Here is a 26,422-nt window from a genome sequence, read left to right as displayed (position 1 = left end):
ACGGCGGCTGAAGGATCAGTATCCCCGTTGCCTGTCGACCACGCCGGCCGGGGCATGCCCCGCCTCCAGCGCGCGAATGTTGGCGGCGATCTGATCCATCGCCTGCTGCGGCAACGTGATGGCAGCAATATGCGGAGTAATGGTGACACGCGGATGACGCCAGAACGGATGATCCTGCGGCAGCGGCTCGCGGGCGAACACGTCCAGCGTGGCGGCGGCCAGCTGCCCCTGTTCCAACGCCGCCAGCAGATCGGCTTCCACCAGGTGCGCGCCGCGCGCGATGTTGATGAGGTAGGCGCCCGCGCTCAACTGTGCGAACAGCTCGCGGTTGAGGATGCCGATGGTCTCCGGCGTATTGGGCAGCAGGTTGATCAGCAGGTTGACGCCGTCGAGGAAGGCCGCGCGCTGAGCCTCCCCGGCGAAGCTTTGCACGCCGTCGATCTGTTTGGCGCTGCGGCTCCAGCAGCGCACGCGAAAGCCAAACTCGGTCAGCTTACGCGCCACGCTCTGCCCCAGCACGCCGGCGCCGAGGATGCCGATGGTGAAATCATCCAGCGAGTGCGGATCGAGCGGCTGCCATTCCTGCCGCTGCTGCAACGCCTGATACTCGTCGAAACGGCGGAAATAGCGCAGCACATAGCTCAGCGCATATTCCTGCATCTGCTGCGCCATGCCGGTATCCTCCAGCCGCAGCAGCGGCACGCCGGCGGGCAGTGTGCCGGGGTGTTTGCGCTCCTGATCGAGAATGGCGTCGACGCCGGCGCCGAGGGCGAACACCGCTTTCAGATCGCGGCGGTTGGCCAGCATCTCGTGCGGCGGGCGCCACACCAGCGCGTAATCGGCCGGCCGCTCGTCGCCGCGCTGCCATTCGCGGATCTCGGCCTGCGGCAGGCGTTGCTTGATGCCGGCCAGCCATTCCTGAGCGTTAAACAAGGGGTGGTAATAGATGATGTTCATACTGCGGGCTCCGGTTTGTTTTTATTGGTTTTCCTTCAGCCTTCCGCGATTCGCCGCCGGATGCAAGCGTTAAAGCCCAAAATAAAAACAGCCCCGACCAGTGGGGCTGCTGTGTATTCTCGCCAAATCAGGCGGCAGACGGACCGTCGCGCCGGATAAGGCGCCGCAACAGCGGAATGAGGATCAGCATCGCCACGCCGACGCCCGTCGCCCCCCAGCCCAGCGCGCTGAAGATTTCGCTATAGCCGGGATTGGTTTGCAGCGGCGTGCTGCCGCTGTTTTCCGGCATCAGTCCGGAGACGTAGCCCGCCAGCACCGAGGCGACGCCGGTCACCATCATCCAGCAGCCCATCATCACGCCCTGATAGCGCGGCGGCGCCAGCTTGCCGATCATCGCGTAACCGATCGGCGAGATCATCAATTCACCGACGCTTTGCAGCACATAGCTGATGACGATCCATTTAAACGCCACCAGCCCGTCGCCGCCGGCCATGCTGATGCCCAGCGGCAGCACCAGCATGCCGAGCCCGATGCAGAACAGCGATCCGGAGAACTGCAGCGGAATGTCGATGTTGCAACCGCGGGCGCGCAGGCGATTGAACCACCAGGCCAGCAGCGGGCCGCCCACCACGATCACCAGCGTGTTGATATTCTGGATCCACTGCGGCGCCACCTGAATGCCGTAAACGTTCAGGTTGATGTTGTGCTCGGAGAACAGCATCAGCCCCATCGGCGCCAGCTGATACAGCGCCCAGAACACCAGCGACCCCAGCGCCAGGATCAGATAGGCCGCCATTCTGCGGCGCTCATCGCGCGGATGGTGGCGCAGCGTCACCACGCACAGCATCAGGAAGATCAGCGCGCCGAGCACGATCACGAAATGGCCGCTGAACTCGGCGTGGGTCAGCATCACGCGGATAATCGGCACCAGCGCCACCAGCACCGCCAGCCCGACCAGCATGCGCCAACGGTATTGGCTGCGGCTGGCATCGTGCAGCGGCGTATTGAGATCCGCCAGAATCCGCCAGCGGCAGACAGCGACGATGATCGCCGCCGCATTGCCCAGCGTGGCGAACAGGAACAGCGCGCGATAGTTTTCCGTCAGTTGGAAATACCCGGCGACGGTAAAGCCAACGAAGAACCCAAGGTTCATGCCGGCGTAGTTCCACAGGAATGCCGATTCGCGCCGGTCATCGTCCGGTTTGAAACGCTGGGTCAGCATCATGTTAATGCAGGTGACGTTAAGGCCGCTGCCGGTCAGGAACATCGCCAGCCCCCAGTACAGCCCCCACACGCCCGCGACGGCAATCAGCGCGCAGCCGATCACCTGCAGCACCATGCCCAGCACGAACAGGTTGCGGTTGCTGAGGAAACGGCCGCCGAGGTAGCCGCCGAACATGTGCAGACCATAGTTGAAGGCGCCGAACACGCCCATCATGGCGTTGGCGCTGCTTTCGTTGAAGCCCAATCGCTTGGTGGCGTACAGCACCAGCGTGGAGTAAAGCACGGCGAAGCCCAGCGTGGCGAAGATCTGGATGAAGAACAGCGCCCCCGCACCGGGGGGAATGGCATGGCGCGCTTGCGGCGCCGGCATGGCATCTGAAGGAGTCAAAACCAACCTCTACTGCATTATTATGTAATGAGTCTGTCCCTGTCTGCGGTATCGCCGGCCTGTCTCCCGGCAATCTGCGCGGCGTCGTGATGTTCCTTGCCAAAAACGCCGCGCCGACACAATTCCATTTAGCGACACATTTGACTAATAATCCAGTATTAATGCATATAACAGCAAATAGACCGATCTCATTGGCGATATATTGAGCCACTTGAACAGAAAAAGATCAAACAATCGTCTGTCATGAATTCTGGCCGCAGCCTACCCTGCCCGCTGGCGACCGCGAGTGGGAATATCGTTCGGTAAATCAGCAAATTGCTGCAAGTTTGGCTAAACAGTCATGAGAATGAAATAAGAGGGTTGACGCTGAGATCAGATTCTCCTACATTAGCGCCCGTCGACAGCGCAAGGCGTTATCGACGACAAAACGGTGAGGTGTCTGAGTGGCTGAAGGAGCACGCCTGGAAAGTGTGTATACGCGAAAGTGTATCGAGGGTTCGAACCCCTCTCTCACCGCCAAATTCAAAGAGAAAGCCTGGATTCGCGTCCAGGCTTTTTTTTTTGCATGATGCACCGCCGAGAGGGGTGAGAAGCCTCGACAGGGTTCGACAAAACGCCTGCGTTTGGGACCGCCAACGGCGGCCCGTAGGGTGAGCGCAGCGAATCAAGCCCTCTCTCACCGCCAAATTCAAAGAGAAAGCCTGGATTCGCGTCCAGGCTTTTTTTTTGCATGGCGCACCGCCGAGAGGGGCGAGAAGCCTCGACAGGGTTCGACAAAACGCCTGCGTTTTGGACCGCCAACGGCGGCCCGTAGGGTGAGCGCAGCGAATCAAGCCCACAGCCCGCGCCCGTAATTCTCATTTCCACCGGTTATCCGCGAACCTTACTTCTGATTTTCCCACCTTTTCATGACTTCTGCCCTGCCGTTCGCCGCAGTTTTCAGCAAAGTGAACACGGCTTGAGCGGACGAACAAAAACACAGAAATTATTCTTGACCGGATCGGCCCCACTCCCTATAGTAGCGCCCCGTTGCAGCGATGATTTCGCAACAAAAAAATATGGTGAGGTGTCCGAGTGGCTGAAGGAGCACGCCTGGAAAGTGTGTATACGCGAAAGTGTATCGAGGGTTCGAATCCCTCCCTCACCGCCATATTCTAACGAGAAAGCCTGAGCGAAAGTTCAGGCTTTTTTGTATGCATAGCGCACCGACCGGGAGGGTGAGAATCCTCGACAGGGTTCGACAAAACGCCGCGTTTTGGACCGCCAACGGCGGCCCGCAGGGTGAGCGCAGCGAATCTATCCCTCCCTCACCGCCATATTCTAACGAGAAAGCCTGAGCGTAAGTTCAGGCTTTTTTGTATGCATCGCGCACCGACCGGGAGGGTGAGAACCCTCGACAGGGTTCGACAAAACGCTTGCGTTTTGGACCGCCAACGGCGGCCCGCAGGGTGAGCGCAGCGAATCTATCCCTCCCTCACCGCCATACAAAAAAGCCCGAACGCAAATTCAGGCTTTTTTATCCCCACGGCCCAACCGTTCAGTGGTGCGTGCATCTCACCGACGTTGGCTGCGCCAGCGCGCGGCGCCAGTCGCCCGGCGTTTGGCCGAACTGGCGTTTGAAGCTGCGGTTGAACGACTGCTGTGAGTCGAAGCCGAGCGAGATCGCCACGCTGACGATAGGCTCGCCGCTGTTGGCCAGGCGCTCCGCCGACACTTTCAGTTTTTGCATGCGGATATACTCCCCCAGCGCGTAGCCGGTCTGGCGTTTGAACATGCGCTGCAGATGCCATTTGGAATAGCCCGCGCGGTCCGCCACGGTGTTGATATCCAGTTTTTCTTCCAGATTGTTGTCGATCCACGCCTTCAAATCGGTAATAAAGCCCGTAGTGTTCATGCAGATGCTCCCATCATTCGGCAGGGTCACCCTCTGCCCGATGCACATACGTTGCAACAGTTTCGCTTTAAATGCAATTTTTATTATTGCATTTATCGGAAAGCCGCCACTATACTCCACCCAATTAATGTAACCGATATTGATACATTAATGTGACACCAATATGTTTCAAAACCTAACGTTGCGCCATGACAAAGCGCGGCGCCCCTTCCGCCGAACGCCGGCATGAAGGGAAAAGCCCGAGAAACAGGGTTGGGTATGGGGCCAGACAGCGCTTACTTATCGGAATAAAAATAATGCCAAATCAACCAAACTCATCGTTCAACGCCGGCGGCCGCACGCGCGCCGTCGCTCTGGGCCAGCGGCTCTCCGGGGTGGCGCTGTTGGCCGCCCTGCTCGCCGGATGCGACAACAGCGTCGCGCACAATGCCCCGCCGCCACCGCCGGTGGTCAGCGCCGCCAGCGTGGTGGTCAAGCCGATCAGCCAGTGGGATGCGTTCAATGGCCGGGTCGAGGCGGTGCAGAGCGTGCAACTGCGCCCACGGGTCTCTGGTTACATCGAGCGGGTCAACTACACCGAAGGCGACGAGGTGAAAAAAGGCCAGGTGCTGTTCACCATTGACGATCGCACCTACCGCGCCGCGCGTGAACAGGCGCAGGCAGAGCTGGTGCGGGCGCGCAACCAGGCCGCTCTGGCGCGCAGCGAATCCTCGCGCACCGAGAAGCTGATCGGCACTCAGGCCATCTCGCAAGAAGTGTGGGAACAGCGCCGTTCGTCCGCCGCGCAGGCGCAAAGCAACGTGCTGGCGGCGCAGGCCCAGCTCGATATGGCGCAGCTTAATCTCGACTTTACCCGCGTCACCGCCCCGATCGACGGGCGCGCCAGCCGCGCGATGATCACCGCCGGCAACCTGGTCACCGCCGGCGACAGCGCCAGCGTGCTGACGACGCTGGTGTCGCTCGACAAGGTCTACGTCTATTTCGACGTGGATGAAGCCACCTTCCTGCGTTATCAGCAGCAAGGCCGGCACGATGCCCGCCTGCCGGTGAAAGTCGGCCTGGTGGGCGAAGACGGCACTCCGCATCAAGGGCTGGTGGACTTCACTGATAACCAACTGAACGCCGGGACCGGCACCATCCGCATGCGCGCCCTGCTCGACAACCGCGATCGCCGCTTCACGCCGGGGCTGTTCGCACGGGTACAGATGCCCGGCAGCGCCGAGTTCAACGCCATGCTGATCGACGACAAAGCGGTGATGACCGATCAGAACCGCAAGTTCGTTTACATCGTCGATAAAGACGGCAAGGCGCAGCGCCGCGACATCGACGTGGGCCGGATGGCCGAAGGATTGCGCATTGTGCAAAAAGGCCTGGTGAACGGCGATCGGGTGATCGTCGACGGCATGCAGAAAGTGTTTATGCCGGGCATGCCGGTCGACGCGAAAAGCGTCGCCATGACCACCACCGCCTCCGCACTTAACTAAGCTCCCAGCAGAGAACTCTGACCCATGGACTTTTCCCGTTTTTTCATCGACCGGCCGATCTTCGCCGCGGTGCTGTCGATACTGATTTTTGTCGCCGGGGCGATCGCCATTCCGCTGCTGCCGATCAGCGAGTACCCGGACGTGGTGCCGCCCAGCGTGCAGGTGCGCGCAGAATACCCGGGTGCCAACCCGAAAGAGATCGCTGAAACGGTGGCCACGCCGCTGGAAGAAGCGATCAACGGCGTCGAAAACATGATGTACATGAAATCGGTTGCCGGTTCCGACGGCGTGCTGGTGACCACCGTCACCTTCCGCCCCGGCACCGATCCCGATCAGGCGCAGGTGCAGGTGCAAAACCGCGTGGCACAGGCCGAAGCGCGCCTGCCGGAAGACGTGCGCCGCCAGGGCATCACTACCCAGAAACAGTCTCCGGCGCTGACGCTGGTGGTGCATCTGGTGTCGCCTTCCGGCAAGTACGACTCGCTGTACCTGCGCAACTACGCCACCCTGAAGGTCAAGGATGAACTGGCTCGCCTGCCGGGCGTCGGCCAGGTGCAGATCTTCGGCGCCGGTGAATACGCAATGCGCATCTGGCTCGATCCGAACAAGGTCGCCGCGCGCGGGCTGACCGCCTCCGACGTGGTGAGCGCCATGCAGGAGCAGAACGTGCAGGTCTCCGCCGGCCAGCTCGGCGCGGAGCCGATGCCGACGCGCAGCGACTATCTGCTGTCGATCAACGCCCAGGGCCGCCTGCAAACCGAAGAAGAGTTCGGCAACATCATTCTCAAGAGCGGCGATAACGGCGAGATCGTGCGGCTGCGCGACGTGGCGCGCATCGAGATGGGTTCCGGCAGCTACGCGCTGCGCGCCCAGCTCAATAACAAGGATGCGGTCGGCATCGGCATCTTCCAGTCGCCGGGCGCCAACGCCATCGAGCTGTCGGACGCGGTGCGCGGCAAGATGGCCGAGCTGGCGATCCGCTTCCCGGATGGCATGAGCTGGAAATCTCCGTACGATCCGACGGTTTTCGTGCGCGATTCGATCCGCGCGGTGGTGGATACCCTGCTGGAAGCGGTGATCCTGGTGGTGCTGGTGGTCATTCTGTTCCTGCAGACCTGGCGCGCCTCGATCATTCCGCTGTTGGCGGTGCCGATCTCCGTGGTCGGCACCTTCGCCGCGCTGTATCTGCTGGGCTTCTCGCTCAACACCCTCAGCCTGTTCGGGCTGGTGCTGGCGATCGGCATCGTGGTGGATGACGCCATCGTGGTGGTGGAGAACGTTGAGCGCAACATCGAAGAGGGGCTGTCGCCGCTGGCGGCGGCGCACCAGGCGATGCGCGAGGTCTCCGGCCCGATCATCGCCATCGCCGTGGTGCTGTGCGCGGTGTTCGTGCCGATGGCGTTCCTCTCCGGCGTCACCGGCCAGTTCTACAAGCAATTCGCCGTCACCATCGCCATCTCGACGGTGATCTCCGCCATCAACTCGCTGACCTTGTCGCCGGCGCTGGCGGCGCGCTTGCTCAAACCGCACGGCGCGCCGAAAGATCTGCCGTCGCGCCTGATCGACAGGCTGTTCGGTTGGCTGTTCCGGCCGTTCAACCGCTTCTTCGCCAGCGGTTCGCAACGCTACCAGCGCGGCGTCTCCCGCGTGCTGAGCCGGCGCGGCGCGGTGTTCGTCGTCTATCTGCTGCTGCTGGCCGCCGCCGGGGTGATGTTCAAGACCGTGCCCGGCGGCTTTATCCCGACGCAGGACAAGCTGTACCTGATCGGCGGCGTGAAAATGCCGGAAGGCGCCTCGCTGGAACGCACCGATGCGGTGATCCGCAAGATGAGCGCCATCGGCCTGAGCGTGGACGGCGTCACCGATGCGGTAGCCTTCCCCGGCCTGAACGCGCTGCAGTTCACCAATACGCCGAATACCGGCACGGTGTTCTTCGCACTGGAGTCGCTGAGCACCCGTACCCGCACCGCGGCGCAGATCAACGCCGAGATTAACGCGCGCATTTCGCAGATCCAGGAAGGTTTCGCCTTCTCCATCATGCCGCCGCCGATCCTCGGCATCGGCCAGGGTTCCGGCTATTCGCTGTACGTGCAGGATCGCGGCGGGCTGGGTTACGGCGCGCTGCAGACCGCGATCAACACGATGTCCGGCGCCATAATGCAAACACCGGGCATGGGGTTCCCGATCTCCTCCTATCAGGCCAACGTGCCGCAGCTGGACGCCAAAATCGATCGCGACAAGGCCAAGGCGCAGGGGGTGCCGCTCAATGCGCTGTTCAGCACGCTGCAGACCTACCTCGGTTCGTCTTACATCAACGACTTCAACCGCTATGGCCGCACCTGGAAGGTGATGGCGCAGGCCGACGGCCAGTTCCGCGACAGCGTGGAAGACATCGCCAACCTGCGTACCCGCAACGACAAGGGCGAAATGGTGCCGATCGGCAGCATGGTCAGCATCGGCACCACTTACGGCCCGGATCCGGTGATCCGTTATAACGGCTTCCCGGCGGCGGATCTGATCGGCGACGCCGATCCGCGCGTGCTCTCCTCTACCCAGGCGATGGGTGCGCTGACGCAGATGGCCGATAAGCTGTTGCCGAACGGCATGAACATCCAGTGGACCGATCTGAGCTATCAGCAATCGACCCAGGGCAACGCCGCGCTGGTGGTCTTCCCGGTGGCAGTGCTGCTGGCGTTCCTCGCGCTGGCGGCGCTGTATGAAAGCTGGACGCTGCCGCTGGCGGTGATCCTGATCGTGCCGATGACCATGCTGTCGGCGCTGTTCGGCGTGTGGCTGACCGGCGGCGACAACAACGTGTTCGTGCAGGTCGGGCTGGTCGTTCTGATGGGGCTGGCCTGCAAGAACGCCATTCTGATCGTCGAGTTCGCCCGCGAGCTGGAAATGCAGGGCAAAGGCATCGTCGAGGCGGCGCTCGAGGCCTGTCGCCTGCGGTTGCGGCCGATCGTGATGACCTCCATCGCCTTCATCGCCGGCACCATCCCGCTGATCCTCGGCCACGGCGCCGGCGCCGAGGTGCGTGGCGTCACCGGCATCACGGTGTTCTCCGGCATGCTGGGGGTCACCCTGTTCGGGCTGTTCCTGACGCCGGTGTTCTACGTCACCCTGCGGCGCCTGGTGGCGCGCAAAGCGCAGCCGCAGATGGCGTAATCATCGTCTTAACATGCAAAAAGGTCGGGCATTGCCCGACCTTTTTTTATGCATGCGAACCGCGATTATTTATCGGCGGTTTCAGCCTCTTGCTCGGCGGCGTACTCCGCGCAGGCGCGTTTGTCGCCCCGCTCCAGCTCGGCCAACGAGTCGGCCACGGTGTGGCGCGCCAGCACCGCGAGCGAAGCCTGCTCGGCCTCGTTCACCACCGATTTGAAATACCAGCAGGCGTTGGCGCTCACCAGGCAGCGGGCCGGCACTTCAGGGCGGGAGGCCCAGATGCGCTTGTCGTCGATCACCGCCAGGTAGATATCCCGCAGGGTAATCTCTTCCGCCGGGCGGCCGAGGTGGATAGAGCCGTTTCGGCCCAGGGTGGAAACGATGATGCCGTCTTTGGTCAGCGGCACCATCAGTTTGCGGATAAAGCTCGGGTTAGCTTCCAGAGTGGCGGCGAGGGTGGCGCTCGTCGAACGCATGCCCTGCTTCTCAGCTACGGCGACGCTAAGGACCATTTGCAACGCTGTCGGAAAGCGAAAATCTAACATGTCGTTATCTCTGCGAGACGAAATACTCGGGTTTGGCCGGTGTGGCGATTGGCGCCGAACACACCGCTTAATTGCACAATAATATAACAAACGCAGGGGCTTTTTTGAAGTTTCGCCCAGCGATATCGCACGCAGACATTAGAACGATCGCAAACTTTTGGGCAGGCAGAAAACAGAAACCCGCGTCAATGTTAACGCCGCTCGCTTAACCGGGTTAAACGATCAGAACTAACACTGCCCGCGGGTTTAATTCGAATGTGGCGATCAGGCTCTGTTCAACACCAGCTGGCCGTTTTTATCCAACGGGATTTGCGTGCCCGGATCGTGATCCATGCGGATCTTGCCCTGCTGATTGCCGATCTTGTAGGTCACGTCATAGCCCAGCATTTTCTGAGACTTGTCGTAGACCGTTTTGCAACGCTGCTGAACGCTGGTGGTGACGTCGTTGTTCTGCATCGCCCCTTGCACCTGGTTGCCGGCGTAGCCGCCGCCCAGTGCACCTACCACCGTCGCCACGTCGCGCCCGCGACCGCCGCCGAACTGGTGGCCGATCACGCCGCCCGCCACTGCGCCCAGCACAGAACCGGCGATGCGGTTTTCATCCTGCACCGGTGCGCGGTGCGTCACGGTGACGTTGCGGCATTCCTGACGCGGCGTTTTGATGGTTTCTTTAATCGGCGTTGCGGCGAGCACCTGCGCATATTGCGGACCGGCAGAAAAGACGTCCAGACTGGCTACCGCGGCAATCCCCAGAGCGGCAGCGACACCAATTCCAACACCGGCTAACATTGACTTGTTCACAGGAAACCTCCTGAAAGTGTTACCACGCATTTTTTCCGGGGTCTGTTACCGGCTGCACCGCGCTTATTATTTTGCGCATGGGCGGCTTGCGGTATCCCGGTTTACGGCGTGCGCGACGCGCCGTCTGTAAACGAGGTAAAGTCTGCACAATGATCTGGAGGCCCGCAATAAGACAAGGGGACCAAAAATGCGGGAAAACGGCCGTTTTCCCGTTGTTTAGGAGGAATCTTAAGAATTTTACCCATGCCAACGACGGCTTGTGCAGAAGAATCAAACAACCGCCGCCGATCGCCTCGCGCCGCCATAAAAAAACCCGCGCGGGCGAACCGGCGCGGGTTGGTCGACAAAGGCGAGATCAGTGCATCTTCAGACGCGGACGGATCACCCGGTTGATGCCGCCCACCAGCATCATCAGGCCGGTTTTGATGTAGCCATGCAGCGCCACCTGGTGCATGCGGTACAGCGAGATGTAAACGAAGCGCGCGATGCGCCCTTCCACCATCATCGAGCCGCGCATCAGGTTGCCCATCAGGCTGCCGACGGTGCTGAAGCGCGACAGCGACACCAGCGAGCCGTGGTCTTTATACACGTATGGCTTCAGCGTCTGGCCGTTCATCAGCGCCAGAATATTGGTGGCGCAGCGTGAGGCCATCTGGTGCGCCGACTGCGCGCGCGGCGGCACGAAACCGCCGCCCTCTTTCGGGCAAGAGGCGCAGTCGCCGATGGCGAAGATGTTCGGATCGCGCGTGGTCTGCAGCGTCGGCTCTACCACCAGCTGGTTGATGCGGTTGGTTTCCAGGCCGCCGATGTCCTTCATAAAGTCCGGCGCCTTGATGCCGGCCGCCCACACCATCAGATCGGCGTCGATAAATTCGCCGCCCTTGGTGTTCAGCCCCTTGGCGTCCGCGCTGGTCACCATGGTGTTGGTCAGCACGCGCACGCCCAGTTTGATCAGCTCCTGGTGCGCGGCGGCGGAAATGCGCGGCGGCAGCGCCGGCAGGATGCGCTCGCCGGCTTCCACCAGCGTCACGTTGAGCGCGCTGTTGTCCAGGCCTTCGAAACCGTAGCTGTGCAACTGCTTCACCGCGTTGTGCAGTTCGGCGGACAGTTCAACGCCGGTGGCGCCGCCGCCGACGATAGCGATGTTGACCCGCTCTTTTTGCCCCGGCTGCGCCGAGAACTTCAGGAACAGGTTGAGCATTTCGTTGTGGAAACGGCGTGCCTGATGGGGGTTATCCAGGAAGATGCAGTGCTCTTTCACGCCCGGCGTACCGAAATCGTTCGAGGTGCTGCCCAGCGCCATCACCAGGATGTCGTACGGCAATTCGCGCGCCGGCACCAGCTCGCCGCCCTGCTCGTCGCAGATCTGCGCCAGCTGCAGCGTTTGCGTCTCGCGGTTGATGTTGGTCAACGACCCCAGTTGGAAGCTGAAATGGTGATTGCGCGCGTGCGCCAGGTAGCTGAGCGCATCCACGCCGTCATCGAGGGAACCGGTCGCCACTTCGTGCAACAGCGGTTTCCACAAATGGCTGTGGTTGCGATCCACCAGCGTGATCTCGGCTTTGTTCTTGCGGCCAAGTTTATGGCCCAGGCTGGTCGCCAGCTCCAGACCACCGGCGCCGCCGCCAACAATAACGATTTTCTTCTTTGGCGTTGTCAAAATAACCCCCTAAATGTGAACCATTTGTTATCCCAGGGTAAATAAATAATATCCTTAGAATACATAGGGTTCGCGTAAAATAAATCGGCTCTCTGCAGCCAGAATAGCATGTGAGGTTATTTGGTCATACCAAAATTGACGTACATCAAATTTTTTTGGTTAAAGGCTGGACGCGGGGATTTTTTGGGGATTGTGATTCAAATAGTTAGCGCTGAGTCACAGTTTTAAATTTTGCCGATTGCCACAGAGAATCTTGCTTTGACGCACAAAAAAGCCGCACTTTCCGCCGGTGAAAAACGGGGCGCGCGGCTCGCGGCAGCGTTATGAAACTGTTAACCCAGCGCCTTGAACGCCTTGAGCCGCTGCAGATGCGGCGAGATGTTTTTGAACTTGTGCGTCTGCTGTTCATCCCAGACGATTTCGTAGTAGTGATGCAGCAATTCGGCGCTGCGCCGGTTATCCAGCACCTCGTCGTGGCGCGACAGCACCACCAGACAGCGATCGCGGTTTTTCTCGCGGAAATCCTCCACGCACTTGGTGGCGATATCGCGATACTCTTCCGGCCGGTCTATCTTGCCGTGCATGTGCTCTTCCGGGTACAGGTTGGGATTGAACATCGCCTGGCGAATGCCGCACAGGAAACCGATGCGCTCCGCCCAGAAGCCGCCGAGGCCGACCCCGCAGATCAACGGGTGCGCGTCGCCGCCCTGCTGCACCGCCTTGTCCACCTCTTTCAACAGATGCTGCATGTCGTGACGCGGATGCTGCGTGCTGTAGCTGATAAAGCGCACGTCCGGATCGATAAACTGCAGCTGTAACACCTTTTCATGATTGCCGGGACTGGTGGAATCGAAGCCGTGCAAATAGATAATCATGTGGATCCTCGCAACAAGCCAAGGGCCGCGGGCGCGGCCCTCATCATTTCCGCTCTGCGCCGCGGTGCGGCGCCTGGATTCACCCTTGCGAACGCTGCTTGTGCTCCTCCCAGCGCTCGCTCAGCGCGCTGAGCGCCTTGTGCGCCTGCTGCCAGCGCTCGGAGTCGCGCAGTTCCTGACGGGTGAACTGACCGCGATGATATAACCGCTTCACCTTCTCTGCTTTGACCGGGGACAGGTTATCCAACACGCTGACCGCGCCTTCGCGGTGGTTGCACACCAGGATCATGTCGCAACCGGCATCCAGCGCCGCCTGGCCGCGTTCGGCATAGCTGCCCATGATGGCGGCGCCTTCCATCGACAGATCGTCGGAGAAAATCACGCCGTCGAAGCCCAGCTCCTGACGCAGGATCTGCTGCAGCCAGTACGGCGAGCCACTGGCCGGACGCGGGTCCGCTTCAGTATAGATGACGTGGGCCGGCATGACGGCGTCCAACAGCTGGCGGTTGATCAGCTCGCGGAAGATCGCCATGTCGTGCTCGCGGATCTGCGCCAGCGGCCGCGGATCGCGCGGGGTTTCCTTGTGCGAATCGGCGCTGACGGCGCCGTGCCCCGGGAAGTGTTTGCCGGTGGTTTTCATGCCGGCGCTGTGCATGCCGAGGATGAAGCGTTCCGCCATCGCCAACGCCTGCGGCGGATCGCTGTGGAACGAACGCTCGCCGATCGCCGCGCTGCCGTGGCCGATGTCCAGCACCGGCGCAAAGCTGATGTCGATATCCTGCGCGATCATTTCCGCCGCCATCAGCCAGCCTGCCTCCTGCGCCAGACGGCCGCCTTCCTGCGCATCGTGCAACGCGGCAAACGACTGCGCCGCAGGCAGACGGGTGAAGCCCTCGCGGAAGCGCTGCACGCGCCCGCCTTCCTGATCTACCGCCACCACCAGCCGATCGTGCGATTCGGCGCGGATCTGGCGCACCAGCTCACGCAGCTGCTCCGCATCGTGGAAGTTGCGGGTAAACAAGATCAATCCGCCAACCAGCGGGTGTTTCAATATTTCGCGTTCTTCTGCATCCAGCTCGTAGCCGGCGACATCTAGCATTACTGGGCCCACGGGCACCTCACTTCATTGTGTTCGTTCAGAATTCGGATGGTGATAAACAGAATCGCCGGCGCAGCGCAGCGCCCCAGCGCAAAAATTCAACGTCGCCGCTCTGCTGCCAGCGCACTTCAAACCACAGCAGCATCAGATAATCCACCCACGGCAGCCAACGGCGCACCTGTGCCTGCAGCCGGGCGATGTCGTGATAATCCTGACGCGCGTAGTGCTGCAAAAAGCGCTGCTGCTGTTCGGCCGACCAGCCGTTGCTGCGAAACAGCGCGGCGATATCCAGCGCCACATCACCGTCGGCGGCATACTCCCAGTCGATCAGCCGCAGCCCTTCGCCGGTGGCGAGCAGATTGCCCGGATGGATATCCATGTGCAGCGGCGCCAGACGCAGCGGCCGTGGCAAGGCGCTGCGTAAAAAATGACGCTGCAGGCGCAGCCAGGCGGGGGTTAAACGCCGCGTATCCAGCTGCTGCCAGTAGCGGAGGAACTGCCGCCGCAGATCCAGCCGGTAACCGCTGAGCGGCCGCCGATGCAGCGTCGCCACCATCGCCGCCAGCTCGCCGCGCTGATTCAGCGCGTCAAACTCGGCAATTGTGACGACGTCACCTTCAAGCCATTCGAGGATAAGCCACTGATTATTCTGCGCGAAAACCCGTGGCCCCAGCCCCGGCGCGCAGCGACGCAAGACCTGCGCTTCCCGCCGCCTGCTCACGCCCAGCGCGCGTTTCTCCGCGCTGTGTTGCCGCGCCAGCAGCGTAATGCCCGCGCCGTCGATACGCCAGCTCTCGCCGGTCAGCCCCTGCACCGGGCTGAAATGACAACCGGCGGTATTCACCGCCGGCAGTCTGGTTTCCATCAATCGTCGCAGCGCGGCCTCAGCGTTTAACGGCGCCATTGCCCGACCAGACGATCTCGCCGGTTTGCACCAGCATCAGCTGCATATCCAGCGCCGGCGACTTCACGTCGCCGCTGACATCGCTGTACAGCACGTACTGCGCGCCGACGATGCGCGCCAGGCCAATCGCCTTGCTGCGCGAGCCGAAGCTGTCATCCGCCGACAGGCCCAGCGTTTGTCTGGCGCTGGTCAGCTTCGCTTCCGGCACCACGCTGAAGGTGGAGTTCGACGCCAGCGCCTTATACAGCGCCGCGGTGGCTTTGCCCATCTGCAGCGAACCGTTGGTGTTGTTCTTGACGCTGTCCAGCAGCAGCACGCTGCCGGCCGTGACGCCATCGGCCTTCAACATCTGCCCCACCAGCGGCTGAACGCTGCCCAGCCAGTCGAGCTGCTGGATTTTCGGCGGCTGCGGCACCGGCTCGGTAGTTGGCGGCTGCGGCTGCTCGACCGGCGGCGTCGGCTGATCCGGCTCGACGGTGACCGGCGGCAGCGGCTGTTCCGGCTCAGGCGGGCGCGACAGACAGCCGCTCAGGGTGAATGCGGCCAGCGCCACTAAGACGTACTTTTTCATGCTTTTTCTCCAAACCTGGCAAGCGCTTACAGGTACAGATACAGACGCGCGCTTTTAGCGTCCAGATTGCCGTTAATCGAGTAGATTTTGGCGTCCGAGTTGGGCGCCACCACGATCTCGCGCGGTTTCTCGAAGGGGCGAATATCCAGTCCCTGCTCGTCGTACCAATAGAAACGGTAATGTACGGTCACCGGCGTCGGCTGACTGTTATTGAGCACCGAGGTTGCCATCACCCGCCCGGAAGCGTTCGAAATCGAGGGCGTATCGGCCAGAATGCCGGCGGTCAGCACCGAAGGATCCATCACCACCGTCTGCCCTTGGTTGACCGCGATGCCGGGCGGTGAGCTGCATCCCATCAACAACGCGGCGGGCAGCGCCAACGCCATCAGACCACGCAGAGTTTTTTTACCGCGCATGATTTCCTCGCTTAACGTGACAACAGCGGCCCCAGCGAGCGGCCACCGACCAGGTGCATATGAATATGATAGACCTCCTGACCGGCGTGGCGATTGCAGTTGACGATCAGGCGGTAGCCGTCCTCGGCGATGCCTTCCTGTTCGGCGATTTTCGCCGCGGCGGTGATCATGCGGCCCAGCGCGGCTTCGTGCTCCACGGTCACGTCGTTGACGGTTGGGATCAGCACGTTGGGAACGATCAGCACATGTGTGGGCGCCTGGGGGGAGATGTCACGGAAAGCGGTCACCAGTTCATCCTGGTAAACCACATCAGCAGGGATTTCGCGGCGGATAATTTTACTGAAAATCGTTTCTTCGGCCATCTGGCGTTCCTTGTTTTACACAATTAGCTGTACGCAGTATGAGTGACAAATTCTACTGCTTTCAACCTGATTGCGCACTTTCCACGTCGAGTGCTGCAGATTCGCGCAGCCCAGCCCCCCGCTTGTGCATCTTTTCACTTTGGTTATTCACTATTGTTGCTTTACTTGCCCCGCACCGCCGCCAATAGTAACCCCATGATTAACAAAGGATAGAGGGCGTTATGTTACCGAGGATTCCGGCGCTGTGCGCGCTGTTGCTGAGCGCCGCCGTGCAGGCGGCCCCGTCGGGCGGTATCGATCTGCAGGCTAATCGACAGCCGATACGCGCAGAGAAGAACCCCGCCGCTATCGCGCTGATTCCGGCGAACTTTCACTTCGCGGTGCCCGGCAAGCTGACGGTGGCGGTGGCATTCGAGAACTCCCCGCCGCTGGCGCTGTTCGCCGAAGACAATAAAACGCTGATCGGCAGCGATCCGGACATCGCCCGCCTGGTGGCCGACAGCCTCGGGCTGGAGCTGAATCTGGTGCCCACCTCCTGGGAAGATTGGCCGCTTGGCATCAGCGCGGGCAAATACGATGCGGCGATCTTCAACATCGCCGTCACCAAACAGCGTAAAACCAAATTCGACTTCGCCACTTACCGAGTGGACACGCTGGGCTTTTACGTCAAATCCACCAGCAACATCACCGCGATCAACCGGCCGCAGGACGTCGCCGGTCTGCGGATCATCGTCGGATCCGGCACCAATCAGGAAAACATTCTGCTGGGATGGGATAAGCAGAATCGCGCCGCCGGGCTGCCGCCGGTGCAGCCGATCTACGTGACCGACGACGCCGCCACCAACCTCAGCATTCAGTCCGGGCGCGCCGATGCGTTCTTCGGCCCCCACTCTACCGGCGCCTACAAGGCGGCGCTGACCGGCAAAACCAAAATGGTCGGCATCGGCCCCAACGTGGCCTATGTCGCGGTCACCACCAAAAAAGGCAACGGGTTGGTGAACGCCGTCAACGCCGCCATCAACGGCGTCATCGTCAGCGGTGAATACGCGCAGGTGCTGGAACGCTGGGGCGAAGGCGACGAAAAGGTCGAGCGCTCCGCCATCAATCCGCCGGGCATCGGCGACTAGCTGCCGATCAGCTGCGGCGCATGCCGACGCATCCACTCGGCCAGCGAGTCCAACGTTGGCCGCAGCGATTTGCCCAGCGCGGTGACCTGATACTCCACTCGCGGCGGCACTTCGGGAAACACCTGCCGCGTCACCAGACCGCGCTGTTCGAACAGCCGCAGCTGGCGCGTCAGCTCTTTTTGCGCAATGGGCGCCACCGCCCGCTGCAGCTCGCTGAATCGTACCGGGCCATCGATCATGATCAGCCGGTACAAGATCGGTATCGCCCATTTGCCCGACACCAGATTGACGAAGTCCACCATCGGGCAAGGTTCACCCGCCGTCGGCAACGCCGCCAAATTATTTTCCGCCGCTAAGGGCGCTTGCGTCGTCATTTCATCCCACCTCGTCCATTAGTATCCAAAAGGTGCCTACTATGCAAAAGTAACTATAGCGCAAATAATGCCGAAACTGACGCTAAAGAGGAATCGGTTATGTCACGACTGCAAGGCAAATACGCATTGATCACCGGCGGCACCAGCGGCATCGGGTTGGAAACCGCCCGCCAGTTCATCGCCGAGGGCGCTTTGGTTGCGATCACCGGCCGCAGCCAACGCGCCCTGGACGCGGCGGGCCAGGCATTGGCGGACAAGGCGCTGTTGCTGCTGAGCGACGCCGGCGATATCCCACAGCAGCGCGCGCTGGCCCAGCAGTTGGAGCAGCGGTGGCCGCGGCTGGACGTGCTGTACATCAACGCCGGCGACGTCACGCACCGCCCGCTGCAGGAGTGGGATGAGCAAAGCTATCAGCGGCTGATGGACATCAACCTCAAGGGACCGTTCTTTCTGATCCAGGCGCTGCTGCCGCTGCTGGCCAACCCTTCTTCGGTGATCCTGTGCGGTTCGGTCAGCGCCCATATCGGCCTGCCGCAGAGCAGCGCCTACGCCGCCAGCAAAGCCGGTTTGTTATCTTTGGCCAGAACGCTCTCCGGCGAGCTGCACGCGCGCGGCATTCGCGTCAACGGCCTCAGCCCCGGCCCGACCGAAACCCCGGCGCTGGGTAAGCTGGGGCTGGCGGAAGCGGATGAGCAGGCATTGCGCGACGATATCCGCGCGCTGGTGCCGATCGGCCGCATGGGCAGCGCGCTGGAACTGGCCAAAGCGGCGGTGTTTCTGGCTGCGGACGAGTCGGCATTTATGGTCGGCGCGGAGCTGCAAATGGACGGCGGCGTGGGGAATTTATAATTTAGCGACGCGGCCGCGCCCCGCGCGGCCCGCAAGATCACCCCAGTCCAGGGATATCGACGCCGAAAGTCTGCAGCAGCAACACCACGTTGAGCAGCACGATCACCACCGTGCCGACCACCGCCGCCAGACTGGTCCAGCGGCCGTTGGCGAACTCGCCCATGATGTCGCGGCGGCGGGTGAACATCACCAGCGCGATCATCGGCGCCGGCAGCGCCAGGCTCAGCACCACCTGGCTATAGACCAGCGCATCGGTGGCGTTGACGCCCATCGCCACCACGATAAACGCCGGCACCATGGTCACCAGGCGGCGCACCCACACCGGGATGCGGAAGCCGACGAAGCCCTGCATGATCATCTGCCCGGCCATGGTGCCCACCACCGAGCTGGAAATGCCGGAGGCGATCAGCGAAGCCAGGAAGATGCCGGCCGCCGCCGCGCCGAACAGCGGCGTCAGCGTATGGTAGGCGGTGCCGATTTCGGCCACGTCGCTGTTACCGGCGTGGAAGGCGCTCGAGGCCATGATCACCATCGCAATATTCACCAGCCCGGCAAGCGCCAGCGCGATCACCACTTCAATATTGGAAAAACGCAGCAGCTTGCGCCGCTCGCCGTTGTCGCTGGCGGGGCTGCGGTGCTGGGTCAATCCCGAGTGCAGGAAAATGGCGTGCGGCATCACGGTGGCGCCGATAATGCCGACGGCGATGGTCAGCGCCTGGGCATCCGGCAACTGCGGCGTCACCATGCCGATGCCGGCCGACTGCCAGTTCACCGGCACGATGAACATCTCCACCAGATAACACAGCGCGATGATGCCCACCAGGCCGCCGATCATCAGCTCGACCGGGCGGAAACCTTTCTTTTCCACCATCAACAGCGCATAGGTGATCACCGCCGTCACCCCCATCCCCGCCAGTAGCGGCATATGGAACAGCAGCGCCAGCGCAATCGCCCCGCCGAGAAACTCCGCCAAATCGGTGGCCATCGCCGCCACTTCGCTGAGCAGCCACATGCCGATCACCACCGGCCGTGAGAACTGGTCGCGGCACATCTCCGCCAGATTGCGGTTGGTGACGATGCCCAGTTTGGCCGACAGCGCCTGGAACAGCATGGCGATCAGGTTGGCCATCACCACCACCCATAGCAGGCTGTAACCGTACTTCGCCCCGGCCTGAATGTTGGTGGCGAAATTACCGGGATCCATATAGGCGATAGAGGCAATCACCGCCGGGCCGGCGAACAGCAACGGCGTGAAGGCACCGCGCTTGCGTCCGGCAAGGGCGGCGCCAATCGCGATGTTGGTCCGTTCGGTTAACGATGAGGGAGTAGCCGCGTCTCGCATGAAGTACCCTTAATCTTTTGCTGGTTATTTTTCCACCGATCATGCTGACAATGTAGCATCGGCTACACTTTATGCAACAGGCGAAATTAATGGGCTTTGTGTAGAGATATTTCTAACTACCACAATGCGTGGCATCGAATTGATAATGTGTGCTATTTGGACTAACTTAGGGCAACCCTCCCCGCATTGCCGGGAGACGCCATTTTTATGCTTACAGGACGCCCTACGCTATGGTTACCCGCGCGCCAGATAACGCCGACCGCCACGCCCAGACCGACATGCCGGACGAGGCCGAGCACGCCCTGCGTTTTAGCCGCGCCCGCGAAGCGCAGTCCAATGCGCTGATCGAAGATTACGTTGAGCTGATCGCCGATTTGCTGCAAAGCACCCGCGAAGCCAGAACCACCGATATCGCGCGCCGCTTCGGCGTCTCTCACCCGACGGCGATCAAAAATATCGCGCGGCTCAAAAGCGCCGGGCTGGTGGAGTCGCGCCCTTATCGCGGGGTGTTTTTAACCGAGGAAGGCGAGCAGCTGGCGCAGAAGGTGCGCCGCCGTCACCGCATCGTGGTCGATCTGCTGATGTGCCTCGGGGTGCCGAGCGAAACCGCCGAGCTGGACAGCGAAGGGATTGAACACCATATCTCAGACGAAACGCTGGCGGTGTTCGAGCATTACCTGCAAAAACATGCCAAACCCTGACTCCCGGAGCGCCGATGAGCTACGCCGTGCAGCAAGTCTACGATCTGTGCCTGGTGGTTTTCGCCGAAGCCGGGCCGATGTTGAAAGACGAAAACGACGTCAGCCTGTTTATCGCGCCCGCCTTTGAACACGAGGCCGGGATGATTGCCCTCCCCATCAACCGCCTCGACGCCACCTTTTTCCAGCTCAAAAGCGGCATTGCCGGCGCCGTATTGCAGAAATTCATCAACTACCACCTGCGCGTGACGCTGCTGGGCGATATCACCCCTTGGTTAGCGCAAAGCAACGCGCTGCAAGATTTCGTTCGCGAAGCCAATCGCGGCGAACAGGTCTGGTTCCTTCCTTCTCTCGCCGAACTCGAACAGCGCCTTGGCGCCTGACGACAGGCAATAAAAAAGGGAGGCTTGCGCCTCCCTTGATAACTCCCCTGCCTGAATCAATGATTACGGATGTATTCGTCCATATCGGTTTTCAGGTTGTCGGACTTGGTGCCGAAGATGGCCTGCACGCCGGAGCCAGCGACGACTACGCCGGCTGCGCCCAGTTTCTTCAGGCCCGCCTGGTCGACTTTGGACACGTCGGCCACGCTGACGCGCAGACGGGTGATGCAAGCATCCAGGTTAGTGATGTTTTCTTTACCGCCGAAGGCCTGAACCAGCGCCGCGGACATTTCGGAACCGCCCTGCGCAGTCTGCTCGGCAGCGGTGTCTTCACGGCCAGGGGTTTTCAGATCCAGCTTGGCGATCAGCACGCGGAAGATGGTGTAGTACACCAGACCGTAGACGATGCCGACGATTGGGAACAGCCAGATTTTGCTGCTGTTGCCGCTCAGTACGATAAAGTCGATCAGGCCGTGCGAGAAGCTGGTGCCGTCACGCATGCCCAACAGGATGCAGATTGGGAACGCCAGACCGGCCAGGATAGCGTGGATCACGTACAGGATCGGCGCGACGAACATGAAGGAGAACTCGATCGGCTCGGTGATACCGGTCAGGAACGAGGTCAGCGCGGCGGAGATCATGATACCGCCGACTTTCGCGCGGTTTTCCGGCTTGGCCGAGTGCCAGATGGCGATGGCCGCAGCAGGCAGACCATACATTTTGAACAGGAAGCCGCCGGACAGTTTGCCCGCGGTTGGGTCACCCGCCATGTAGCGAGGGATGTCGCCGTGGAACACCTGGCCCGCCGCGTTGGTGAATTCACCGATTTGCATTTGGAACGGCACGTTCCAGATGTGGTGCAGACCGAACGGCACCAGAGCACGCTCAACCACGCCGTAAATGCCGAAGGCCACGACCGGGTTCTGATAAGCCGCCCACTGCGAGAAGGTCTGGATAGCCGTACCGATCGGCGGCCAGATGAAGGACAGCACTACGCCCAGAACGATCGCCGCCAGACCGGAAATGATCGGCACGAAACGCTTACCGGCAAAGAAGCCCAAGTATTCCGGCAGTTGAATGCGGAAGAAGCGGTTGAACATATAGGCCGCGATGGCGCCGGAGATAATCCCCCCGAGCACGCCGGTATCCGCCAGGTGTTTGGCCGCAATTTCTTCAGCCGGCAGGTGCAGCACCAGCGGCGCAACCACCGCCATGGTTTTCACCATGATGCCGTAGGCCACCACCGCCGCCAGCGCGGAAACGCCGTCGTTGTTGGTGAAGCCCAAGGCGACGCCGATGGCGAAAATCAGCGGCATATTGGCGAAGACCGAACCGCCCGCTTCCGCCATCACGTGGGAGACTACCGCAGGTAGCCAGCTAAAGTTGGCGGAGCCGACGCCCAGCAGGATACCTGCGATAGGCAACACGGACACCGGCAGCATGAGCGATTTACCTACTTTTTGCAGGTTTGCAAATGCGTTCTTGAACATAGTTGAGTGTGCTCCTGAGTAATAATGCTTTGCTACTTCTTGTCGCGATGATTCGCGCTGCAAGGGGGGGAGAAAAACCCCTGCAATTCAGGGTGTCTGAGCACCCCTTGAATTTATTACGCAGAGTAAAATAAATAGCCTGCGCAATGTTTGATGACAATCACGTTTCGATGATCGAGCCGCGCAACTTTGCAAAAATCGGCGTTTTTTTGGCAAAACAGAGCAAAAAACGCGCGCCAACCACCTTGAAACGGGAGGGAACCTTACCCGTTTCAGTGATTAATTACGAGATTAAAAAAAATTACGCAGACAATGACCTACAGCTATAGCCTAGGTCAAAGATCACAGTTCGAGGTGAAATAAGCGTGAAAAGTTGGCGGTGGTGGCTTCGGCCAGTTGTTCCAGGCTAACGCCCTTCAATACCGCCATGTATTCAGCCACATCACGCACATAGGCGGGTTGGTTTTCTTTGCCGCGATGCGGCACCGGCGCCAGGTACGGCGAGTCGGTTTCCACCAAAATGCGATCCAGCGGCACATAACGCGCCACTTCGCGCAGCTGTTCGGCATTGCGGAAGGTGACGATACCGGAGAAAGAGATGTAGAAGCCCAGATCCAACAGGGCTTCGGCCGTGGCCAGATCTTCGGTGAAGCAGTGCAGCACGCCGCCGCAGTCCTGTGCATTCTCTTCACGCAGGATCGCCAGCGTGTCCGCGCGCGCATCGCGGGTGTGGACGATCACCGGCTTGTTCAGATCCCGGCCAATGCGGATATGTTCGCGGAAAGAGTCCTGCTGCAGCTCAAGGTTGTCTTTCTGGTAGAAGTAATCGAGCCCGGTCTCTCCCAGCGCCACCACCTGCTCCGCCGCCGCCAGGCGACGCAGTTCGGCGTAATCATAACCCTCTTCCAGATTGAGCGGATGCACCCCGCACGAGAAGGCCACGTCGTTGCGCTCGCCGATCAGTTCGGTCATAGAACGGTAACCCGGCAACGTGGTGGCGACCGCCAGCACATAGCCGACGTCGCGCGCTTTGGCCTTGGCCAGCGCGTCGTCCACATTCTGGTGCAGCGTCTGATAATCCAGACTGTCAAGGTGGCAATGAGAATCGACTAACAACATAATGTTTAACTCTTTAACTTTACAACGAGTGAGGGTGGGAATAGCCGGCGGCGCCAAGCATCTGTTCCCAGCGAAGTAACTGTTCGGTCAGCAGCAGCTCGCGGTTGACGCCCACCACGCTGAGCAGCTGATGGCGGCAGTTCAACCACTGCTGCACGATCTGTTGCAGCGAGGCGCTGCTCAGCAGGCTGGCCAACTGATGCACCAGCGGCTGCTGATCCTGATTCAATACATAGTGATGCGCGCCCTGCTGCCACTTCATGGCGTCCACCAGCAGCGCGCACAGCCAGTGCAGGCGCTCGGCGACGTCTTCATGGTTCAGCGCCGGCAGCAGCGACAGCATATCGCGCTGCGGCAGCGCGGCGCTCAAGGCGGCGCACAGCGCGCTGCGCTGCTGCCACTGCTGCGGCTGCAACAGCTGTTCGGCGGCCAGCGGCGCGCCGTCGTGAAGGCGCAGCGCCGTGAGGCGGTCCGTCTGAGAGCCGGCCGCCTGCCGGCTCAGCCACTGCAGGCTGAGTTGTTCATCCGGGCTGGCCAAATGCCAGTACAGGCAGCGGCTGCGCAACGTCGCCATCAGCCGCGACGGCTCACGGCAACCCAGCAGAAAATAGGTTTTCTCCGGTGGCTCTTCCAGCGTTTTCAACAGCGCGTTGGCCGCCGCCTCGGTCAGCTGTTCCGCCTGCGGCAGCCAAATCACCTTGGCGCCGCCCTGTTGAGCGTGAGCGTACAGCGTTTCAATCACCTGGCGAATCGGTTCGATACCCAGGCTGCTCTTGCCCTTTTCCGGCGCCAGCACATGATAATCCGGGTGGTTGCCCGCCAGCATCAGCCGGCAGCTGTGACACTCGCCGCAGCTTTTTTCGCCGTTGCGCTGTTGGCAGATCAACCAGCGGCTCAAGCCGTAGGCCAGCGCATCGTCACCATTGCCCGCCGCCGCGTGCAGCAGCAGCGCATGATGGCCACGGCCCTCAGCGTACTGCCCAATCAGCTGGCGATAAGGGCCGTTCAGCCACGGGTACCAGTTCATTATGCGCCTTCCTGCTGCCGCAGCCAGTGGCCGACGCAGTCGCGGATCGCCGCGGTCACCTGCTCCAGCGGCTGGGCGGCGTCGACGGTGACGATAGTTTCATCCTGCGCCGCCAGCTCGAGATAGCGAGCGCGGGTGCGTTCGAAGAACGGCAGCGCCTCCTGTTCGATGCGATCCAACTGGCCGCGCGCCTGCGCGCGTTGCAGGCCGACCAGCGGCGGCAGATCGAGATAGACCGTCAAATCCGGGCGGAAATCCCCCAGCACGGTGTCGCGCAGCGAGGTCATCAGCTGCGGATCCACACCGCGGCCGCCGCCCTGGTAAGCCTGTGAAGAGAGATCGTGGCGATCGCCCACCACCCAGGCGCCGCGCGCCAGGGCGGGTTTGATCACGGTTTCCACCAGCTGCACGCGCGCAGCGTACAGCATCAAGACTTCGGCCTTGATGGTCGGCAATTCGCCGTCGATGCCGCGCTTGAACAGATCGCGCAGCTTCTCCGCCAGCGGCGTGCCGCCGGGTTCACGGGTGAAGACGATATCGTTGATGCCATGTTCACGCAGCACATTGACCACCGTATCGCGCGCGGTGGTTTTGCCCGCGCCTTCCAGCCCTTCAATTACAACGAATTTACTTTTCATTCTTTTCCTTTAACGCCTGACGGTACACGCGCACCGCCTGGTTATGGCTCGCCAGATTGGTGGTGAAGGTATGCCCACCCTTGCCGTCGGCGACAAAATAGAGATATGGCGTTTTGGCCGGATTGGCGGCCGCCTGCAACGAGGCCTCACCCGGCATGGCGATCGGCGTTGGCGGCAGGCCGGCGATCACATAGGTGTTGTAAGGCGTCGGCGTCTCCAGATCCTTGCGCGTGATGTTGCCATTATAGCTTTCGCCCATGCCGTAGATCACCGTCGGATCGGTCTGCAGACGCATGCCGATGCGCAAGCGGTTGACGAACACCGACGCCACCTTGCTGCGCTCTTCCGGCACGGCGGTCTCTTTCTCGACGATCGAAGCCATGGTCAGCAGCTCTTCCGGCTTTTTGTACGGCAGGCTGGTGTCGCGGCCGGCCCAAGCGGCCTGCAGCGCTTTGTTCATGCGCACATGCGCGCGTTTGAGCAGCGCGATGTCGCTCATGCCGGCGGTATACTGATAGGTATCCGGGTACAAATGTCCTTCCGGGGTTTCTCCCGCAGGAATGCCGAGCGCAGCGGCGATCTCCGCTTCGCTCTTGCCCGCCAGGGTGTGTTTCAGGTATTTGGACTGCTGCAACACCTGCTGCCAGTCACGCAGGCGTGAGCCTTCGATAAAGCGTGCGGTGAACTGCGCCTCTTTGCCGCTGGCCAACAGTTTCAGCATCTGGCGCACCGTCATGCCCGGCGTGAACCGGTAGGTACCGGCTTTAAATTCCGCCAGCTCCGGCTCCAGCTTCAGCAGCCACTGGAACCAGCGGCCATTGTGCACCAATTTATCGCGCACCAGTAACCCTTCGAGCGCTACCCGGCCAGTGCCGGCCGGCAGTTTGAAGATGGTTTCTTGTTGGATAGCCAGTGGCGTATCGGCAAAGCGTTCGATCTTCTGGTAGCCCCAAAACAACAGCGCCAATACCAGAACAACAATAACAGACAGGACCTTCAGCTTTCTTTTCTTCATCAATTAGCCATG

25 protein-coding genes, 2 tRNA genes and 3 other RNA genes are annotated in these 26,422 nt (G+C 61.1%); 11 read left to right on the top strand and 19 right to left on the bottom strand.

The features are described 5' to 3' along the window. Positions 1–15: 15 nt before the first annotated feature. Both ghrA and IT763_RS08995 read right to left on the bottom strand, forming a co-directional pair. The gene (gene ghrA, locus IT763_RS09000) at positions 16–957 is read right to left on the bottom strand and encodes a glyoxylate/hydroxypyruvate reductase GhrA (RefSeq protein WP_206195354.1); all 942 of its coding nucleotides are present in this window, start codon (positions 955–957) and stop codon (positions 16–18) included. 127 nt (positions 958–1,084) lie between these two features. Then, a complete protein-coding gene (locus tag IT763_RS08995) occupies positions 1,085–2,551 on the bottom strand; it encodes a peptide MFS transporter (protein WP_049202801.1) in 1,467 nt (488 codons plus the stop codon). Positions 2,552–2,998: 447 nt separating this feature from the next. Between IT763_RS08995 and IT763_RS08990 the strand changes: the two genes are divergently transcribed. From IT763_RS08990 to IT763_RS08970, 5 genes are all read left to right on the top strand, one after another. Continuing rightward, positions 2,999–3,088: transfer RNA gene (locus IT763_RS08990), tRNA-Ser, on the top strand. Positions 3,089–3,133: 45 nt separating this feature from the next. After that, a non-coding RNA gene (locus IT763_RS08985) (RtT sRNA) lies at positions 3,134–3,254 on the top strand. 375 nt (positions 3,255–3,629) lie between these two features. Then, positions 3,630–3,719 (top strand) — tRNA-Ser (locus IT763_RS08980). Positions 3,720–3,766: 47 nt separating this feature from the next. After that, positions 3,767–3,885, top strand: a non-coding RNA gene (locus IT763_RS08975) — RtT sRNA. A 47-nt stretch (positions 3,886–3,932) separates the two neighbouring features. Then, positions 3,933–4,052, top strand: a non-coding RNA gene (locus IT763_RS08970) — RtT sRNA. Between the two features lie 54 nt (positions 4,053–4,106). Here the strand turns inward: IT763_RS08970 and IT763_RS08965 are convergent. Continuing rightward, complete coding sequence (locus IT763_RS08965) at positions 4,107–4,463, bottom strand: helix-turn-helix domain-containing protein (RefSeq protein ID WP_060444322.1); 357 nt, start codon at positions 4,461–4,463, stop codon at positions 4,107–4,109. 296 nt (positions 4,464–4,759) lie between these two features. On the opposite strand from IT763_RS08965, the gene sdeA reads away from it, so the two are divergent. Both sdeA and sdeB read left to right on the top strand, forming a co-directional pair. Further along, positions 4,760–5,947: a multidrug efflux RND transporter periplasmic adaptor subunit SdeA gene (gene sdeA / locus IT763_RS08960; RefSeq protein ID WP_016928167.1), complete on the top strand. Its 1,188-nt coding sequence runs from the start codon at positions 4,760–4,762 to the stop codon at positions 5,945–5,947. A gap of 24 nt (positions 5,948–5,971) precedes the next feature. After that, entirely contained in the window at positions 5,972–9,115 is a 3,144-nt protein-coding gene (gene sdeB / locus IT763_RS08955; protein ID WP_206195353.1) for a multidrug efflux RND transporter permease subunit SdeB, read from the top strand. A gap of 65 nt (positions 9,116–9,180) precedes the next feature. Here sdeB and IT763_RS08950 read toward each other — a convergent pair whose 3' ends face one another. The 9 genes from IT763_RS08950 to hinT form a co-directional block, all read right to left on the bottom strand. Continuing rightward, a complete protein-coding gene (locus IT763_RS08950) occupies positions 9,181–9,660 on the bottom strand; it encodes an Rrf2 family transcriptional regulator (RefSeq protein ID WP_151254400.1) in 480 nt (159 codons plus the stop codon). 264 nt (positions 9,661–9,924) lie between these two features. Then, positions 9,925–10,461, bottom strand: coding sequence for a glycine zipper 2TM domain-containing protein (locus tag IT763_RS08945; protein WP_176063372.1), 537 nt, complete (start codon positions 10,459–10,461; stop codon positions 9,925–9,927). 355 nt (positions 10,462–10,816) lie between these two features. Further along, positions 10,817–12,121 carry an NAD(P)/FAD-dependent oxidoreductase gene (locus IT763_RS08940; RefSeq protein ID WP_004928794.1) on the bottom strand — a complete coding sequence of 435 codons (1,305 nt, stop codon included), beginning with the start codon at positions 12,119–12,121 and terminating at the stop codon, positions 10,817–10,819. 332 nt (positions 12,122–12,453) lie between these two features. Then, positions 12,454–12,996: an alpha/beta hydrolase YcfP gene (gene ycfP / locus IT763_RS08935; protein WP_016928172.1), complete on the bottom strand. Its 543-nt coding sequence runs from the start codon at positions 12,994–12,996 to the stop codon at positions 12,454–12,456. Positions 12,997–13,075: 79 nt separating this feature from the next. Continuing rightward, positions 13,076–14,095 carry a beta-N-acetylhexosaminidase gene (gene nagZ / locus IT763_RS08930; protein WP_016928173.1) on the bottom strand — a complete coding sequence of 340 codons (1,020 nt, stop codon included), beginning with the start codon at positions 14,093–14,095 and terminating at the stop codon, positions 13,076–13,078. A gap of 37 nt (positions 14,096–14,132) precedes the next feature. Further along, complete coding sequence (gene thiK / locus IT763_RS08925; RefSeq protein WP_028128025.1) at positions 14,133–14,999, bottom strand: thiamine kinase; 867 nt, start codon at positions 14,997–14,999, stop codon at positions 14,133–14,135. Beyond that, positions 14,980–15,570 carry a penicillin-binding protein activator LpoB gene (gene lpoB / locus IT763_RS08920; protein WP_004928784.1) on the bottom strand — a complete coding sequence of 197 codons (591 nt, stop codon included), beginning with the start codon at positions 15,568–15,570 and terminating at the stop codon, positions 14,980–14,982. Before lpoB ends, thiK begins: the two co-directional genes overlap by 20 nt. A 26-nt stretch (positions 15,571–15,596) precedes the next feature. Then, positions 15,597–15,986 (bottom strand): YcfL family protein, encoded by a 390-nt coding sequence (locus IT763_RS08915; RefSeq protein ID WP_049300616.1) that lies wholly within the window; start codon positions 15,984–15,986, stop codon positions 15,597–15,599. 11 nt (positions 15,987–15,997) lie between these two features. Beyond that, the gene (hinT, locus tag IT763_RS08910) at positions 15,998–16,348 is read right to left on the bottom strand and encodes a purine nucleoside phosphoramidase (protein WP_004928776.1); all 351 of its coding nucleotides are present in this window, start codon (positions 16,346–16,348) and stop codon (positions 15,998–16,000) included. Between the two features lie 221 nt (positions 16,349–16,569). Here hinT and IT763_RS08905 point away from each other — a divergent pair, with 221 nt between their 5' ends. Next, the gene (locus tag IT763_RS08905) at positions 16,570–17,475 is read left to right on the top strand and encodes an ABC transporter substrate-binding protein (protein ID WP_016928176.1); all 906 of its coding nucleotides are present in this window, start codon (positions 16,570–16,572) and stop codon (positions 17,473–17,475) included. Here the strand turns inward: IT763_RS08905 and IT763_RS08900 are convergent. Next, positions 17,472–17,849 (bottom strand): helix-turn-helix domain-containing protein, encoded by a 378-nt coding sequence (locus IT763_RS08900; protein ID WP_075205923.1) that lies wholly within the window; start codon positions 17,847–17,849, stop codon positions 17,472–17,474. The two genes, IT763_RS08905 and IT763_RS08900, sit on opposite strands and share 4 nt — an antisense overlap. 99 nt (positions 17,850–17,948) lie before the next feature. On the opposite strand from IT763_RS08900, the gene IT763_RS08895 reads away from it, so the two are divergent. Further along, a complete protein-coding gene (locus IT763_RS08895; protein WP_082996847.1) occupies positions 17,949–18,698 on the top strand; it encodes an SDR family oxidoreductase in 750 nt (249 codons plus the stop codon). Positions 18,699–18,735: 37 nt separating this feature from the next. On the opposite strand, the gene IT763_RS08890 is transcribed toward IT763_RS08895, so the two are convergent. After that, a complete protein-coding gene (locus tag IT763_RS08890) occupies positions 18,736–20,040 on the bottom strand; it encodes an Nramp family divalent metal transporter (RefSeq protein ID WP_206195352.1) in 1,305 nt (434 codons plus the stop codon). A 230-nt stretch (positions 20,041–20,270) separates the two neighbouring features. Here IT763_RS08890 and mntR point away from each other — a divergent pair, with 230 nt between their 5' ends. Both mntR and IT763_RS08880 read left to right on the top strand, forming a co-directional pair. Further along, a complete protein-coding gene (gene mntR, locus IT763_RS08885; RefSeq protein ID WP_016928182.1) occupies positions 20,271–20,741 on the top strand; it encodes a manganese-binding transcriptional regulator MntR in 471 nt (156 codons plus the stop codon). Between the two features lie 14 nt (positions 20,742–20,755). Beyond that, positions 20,756–21,121, top strand: a complete 366-nt coding sequence (locus IT763_RS08880; protein ID WP_079449376.1) for a DUF4180 domain-containing protein — start codon at positions 20,756–20,758, stop codon at positions 21,119–21,121. Positions 21,122–21,177: 56 nt separating this feature from the next. Here IT763_RS08880 and ptsG read toward each other — a convergent pair whose 3' ends face one another. From ptsG to mltG, 5 genes are all read right to left on the bottom strand, one after another. Continuing rightward, positions 21,178–22,611: a PTS glucose transporter subunit IIBC gene (gene ptsG / locus IT763_RS08875; protein WP_016928184.1), complete on the bottom strand. Its 1,434-nt coding sequence runs from the start codon at positions 22,609–22,611 to the stop codon at positions 21,178–21,180. Positions 22,612–22,953: 342 nt separating this feature from the next. Next, entirely contained in the window at positions 22,954–23,730 is a 777-nt protein-coding gene (locus tag IT763_RS08870; RefSeq protein WP_016928186.1) for a metal-dependent hydrolase, read from the bottom strand. Positions 23,731–23,749: 19 nt separating this feature from the next. Continuing rightward, the gene (gene holB, locus IT763_RS08865) at positions 23,750–24,757 is read right to left on the bottom strand and encodes a DNA polymerase III subunit delta' (RefSeq protein WP_033640744.1); all 1,008 of its coding nucleotides are present in this window, start codon (positions 24,755–24,757) and stop codon (positions 23,750–23,752) included. Next, positions 24,757–25,395, bottom strand: a complete 639-nt coding sequence (gene tmk / locus IT763_RS08860) for a dTMP kinase (RefSeq protein ID WP_016928188.1) — start codon at positions 25,393–25,395, stop codon at positions 24,757–24,759. The genes holB and tmk overlap by 1 nt, the downstream gene beginning before the upstream one ends. Beyond that, positions 25,385–26,410 carry an endolytic transglycosylase MltG gene (mltG, locus tag IT763_RS08855; RefSeq protein WP_016928189.1) on the bottom strand — a complete coding sequence of 342 codons (1,026 nt, stop codon included), beginning with the start codon at positions 26,408–26,410 and terminating at the stop codon, positions 25,385–25,387. Before mltG ends, tmk begins: the two co-directional genes overlap by 11 nt. Between the last annotated feature and the right edge of the window lie 12 nt (positions 26,411–26,422).

The organism is Serratia sp. CMO1 (assembly GCF_015689115.1).
GTDB lineage: Bacteria > Pseudomonadota > Gammaproteobacteria > Enterobacterales > Enterobacteriaceae > Serratia > Serratia marcescens.
This window is presented reverse-complemented; position numbering and strand designations above follow the sequence as displayed.

Excerpts from the sequence above, each read along its gene's own strand:
- thiK (WP_028128025.1), bottom strand. The coding sequence starts at position 14,999 with ATGGCGCCGTTAAACGCTGAGGCCGCGCTGCGACGATTGATGGAAACC.
- tmk (WP_016928188.1), bottom strand. The coding sequence starts at position 25,395 with ATGAAAAGTAAATTCGTTGTAATTGAAGGGCTGGAAGGCGCGGGCAAA.
- mltG (WP_016928189.1), bottom strand. The coding sequence starts at position 26,410 with ATGAAGAAAAGAAAGCTGAAGGTCCTGTCTGTTATTGTTGTTCTGGTA.
- holB (WP_033640744.1), bottom strand. The coding sequence starts at position 24,757 with ATGAACTGGTACCCGTGGCTGAACGGCCCTTATCGCCAGCTGATTGGG.
- IT763_RS08890 (WP_206195352.1), bottom strand. The coding sequence starts at position 20,040 with ATGCGAGACGCGGCTACTCCCTCATCGTTAACCGAACGGACCAACATC.
- IT763_RS08950 (WP_151254400.1), bottom strand. The coding sequence starts at position 9,660 with ATGTTAGATTTTCGCTTTCCGACAGCGTTGCAAATGGTCCTTAGCGTC.
- ghrA (WP_206195354.1), bottom strand. The coding sequence starts at position 957 with ATGAACATCATCTATTACCACCCCTTGTTTAACGCTCAGGAATGGCTG.
- ptsG (WP_016928184.1), bottom strand. The coding sequence starts at position 22,611 with ATGTTCAAGAACGCATTTGCAAACCTGCAAAAAGTAGGTAAATCGCTC.
- IT763_RS08905 (WP_016928176.1), top strand. The coding sequence starts at position 16,570 with ATGTTACCGAGGATTCCGGCGCTGTGCGCGCTGTTGCTGAGCGCCGCC.
- IT763_RS08870 (WP_016928186.1), bottom strand. The coding sequence starts at position 23,730 with ATGTTGTTAGTCGATTCTCATTGCCACCTTGACAGTCTGGATTATCAG.
- IT763_RS08900 (WP_075205923.1), bottom strand. The coding sequence starts at position 17,849 with ATGACGACGCAAGCGCCCTTAGCGGCGGAAAATAATTTGGCGGCGTTG.
- IT763_RS08895 (WP_082996847.1), top strand. The coding sequence starts at position 17,949 with ATGTCACGACTGCAAGGCAAATACGCATTGATCACCGGCGGCACCAGC.
- sdeB (WP_206195353.1), top strand. The coding sequence starts at position 5,972 with ATGGACTTTTCCCGTTTTTTCATCGACCGGCCGATCTTCGCCGCGGTG.
- IT763_RS08915 (WP_049300616.1), bottom strand. The coding sequence starts at position 15,986 with ATGCGCGGTAAAAAAACTCTGCGTGGTCTGATGGCGTTGGCGCTGCCC.
- mntR (WP_016928182.1), top strand. The coding sequence starts at position 20,271 with ATGGTTACCCGCGCGCCAGATAACGCCGACCGCCACGCCCAGACCGAC.
- IT763_RS08880 (WP_079449376.1), top strand. The coding sequence starts at position 20,756 with ATGAGCTACGCCGTGCAGCAAGTCTACGATCTGTGCCTGGTGGTTTTC.
- IT763_RS08995 (WP_049202801.1), bottom strand. The coding sequence starts at position 2,551 with ATGCCGGCGCCGCAAGCGCGCCATGCCATTCCCCCCGGTGCGGGGGCG.
- lpoB (WP_004928784.1), bottom strand. The coding sequence starts at position 15,570 with ATGAAAAAGTACGTCTTAGTGGCGCTGGCCGCATTCACCCTGAGCGGC.
- IT763_RS08965 (WP_060444322.1), bottom strand. The coding sequence starts at position 4,463 with ATGAACACTACGGGCTTTATTACCGATTTGAAGGCGTGGATCGACAAC.
- ycfP (WP_016928172.1), bottom strand. The coding sequence starts at position 12,996 with ATGATTATCTATTTGCACGGCTTCGATTCCACCAGTCCCGGCAATCAT.
- nagZ (WP_016928173.1), bottom strand. The coding sequence starts at position 14,095 with ATGCTAGATGTCGCCGGCTACGAGCTGGATGCAGAAGAACGCGAAATA.
- sdeA (WP_016928167.1), top strand. The coding sequence starts at position 4,760 with ATGCCAAATCAACCAAACTCATCGTTCAACGCCGGCGGCCGCACGCGC.
- hinT (WP_004928776.1), bottom strand. The coding sequence starts at position 16,348 with ATGGCCGAAGAAACGATTTTCAGTAAAATTATCCGCCGCGAAATCCCT.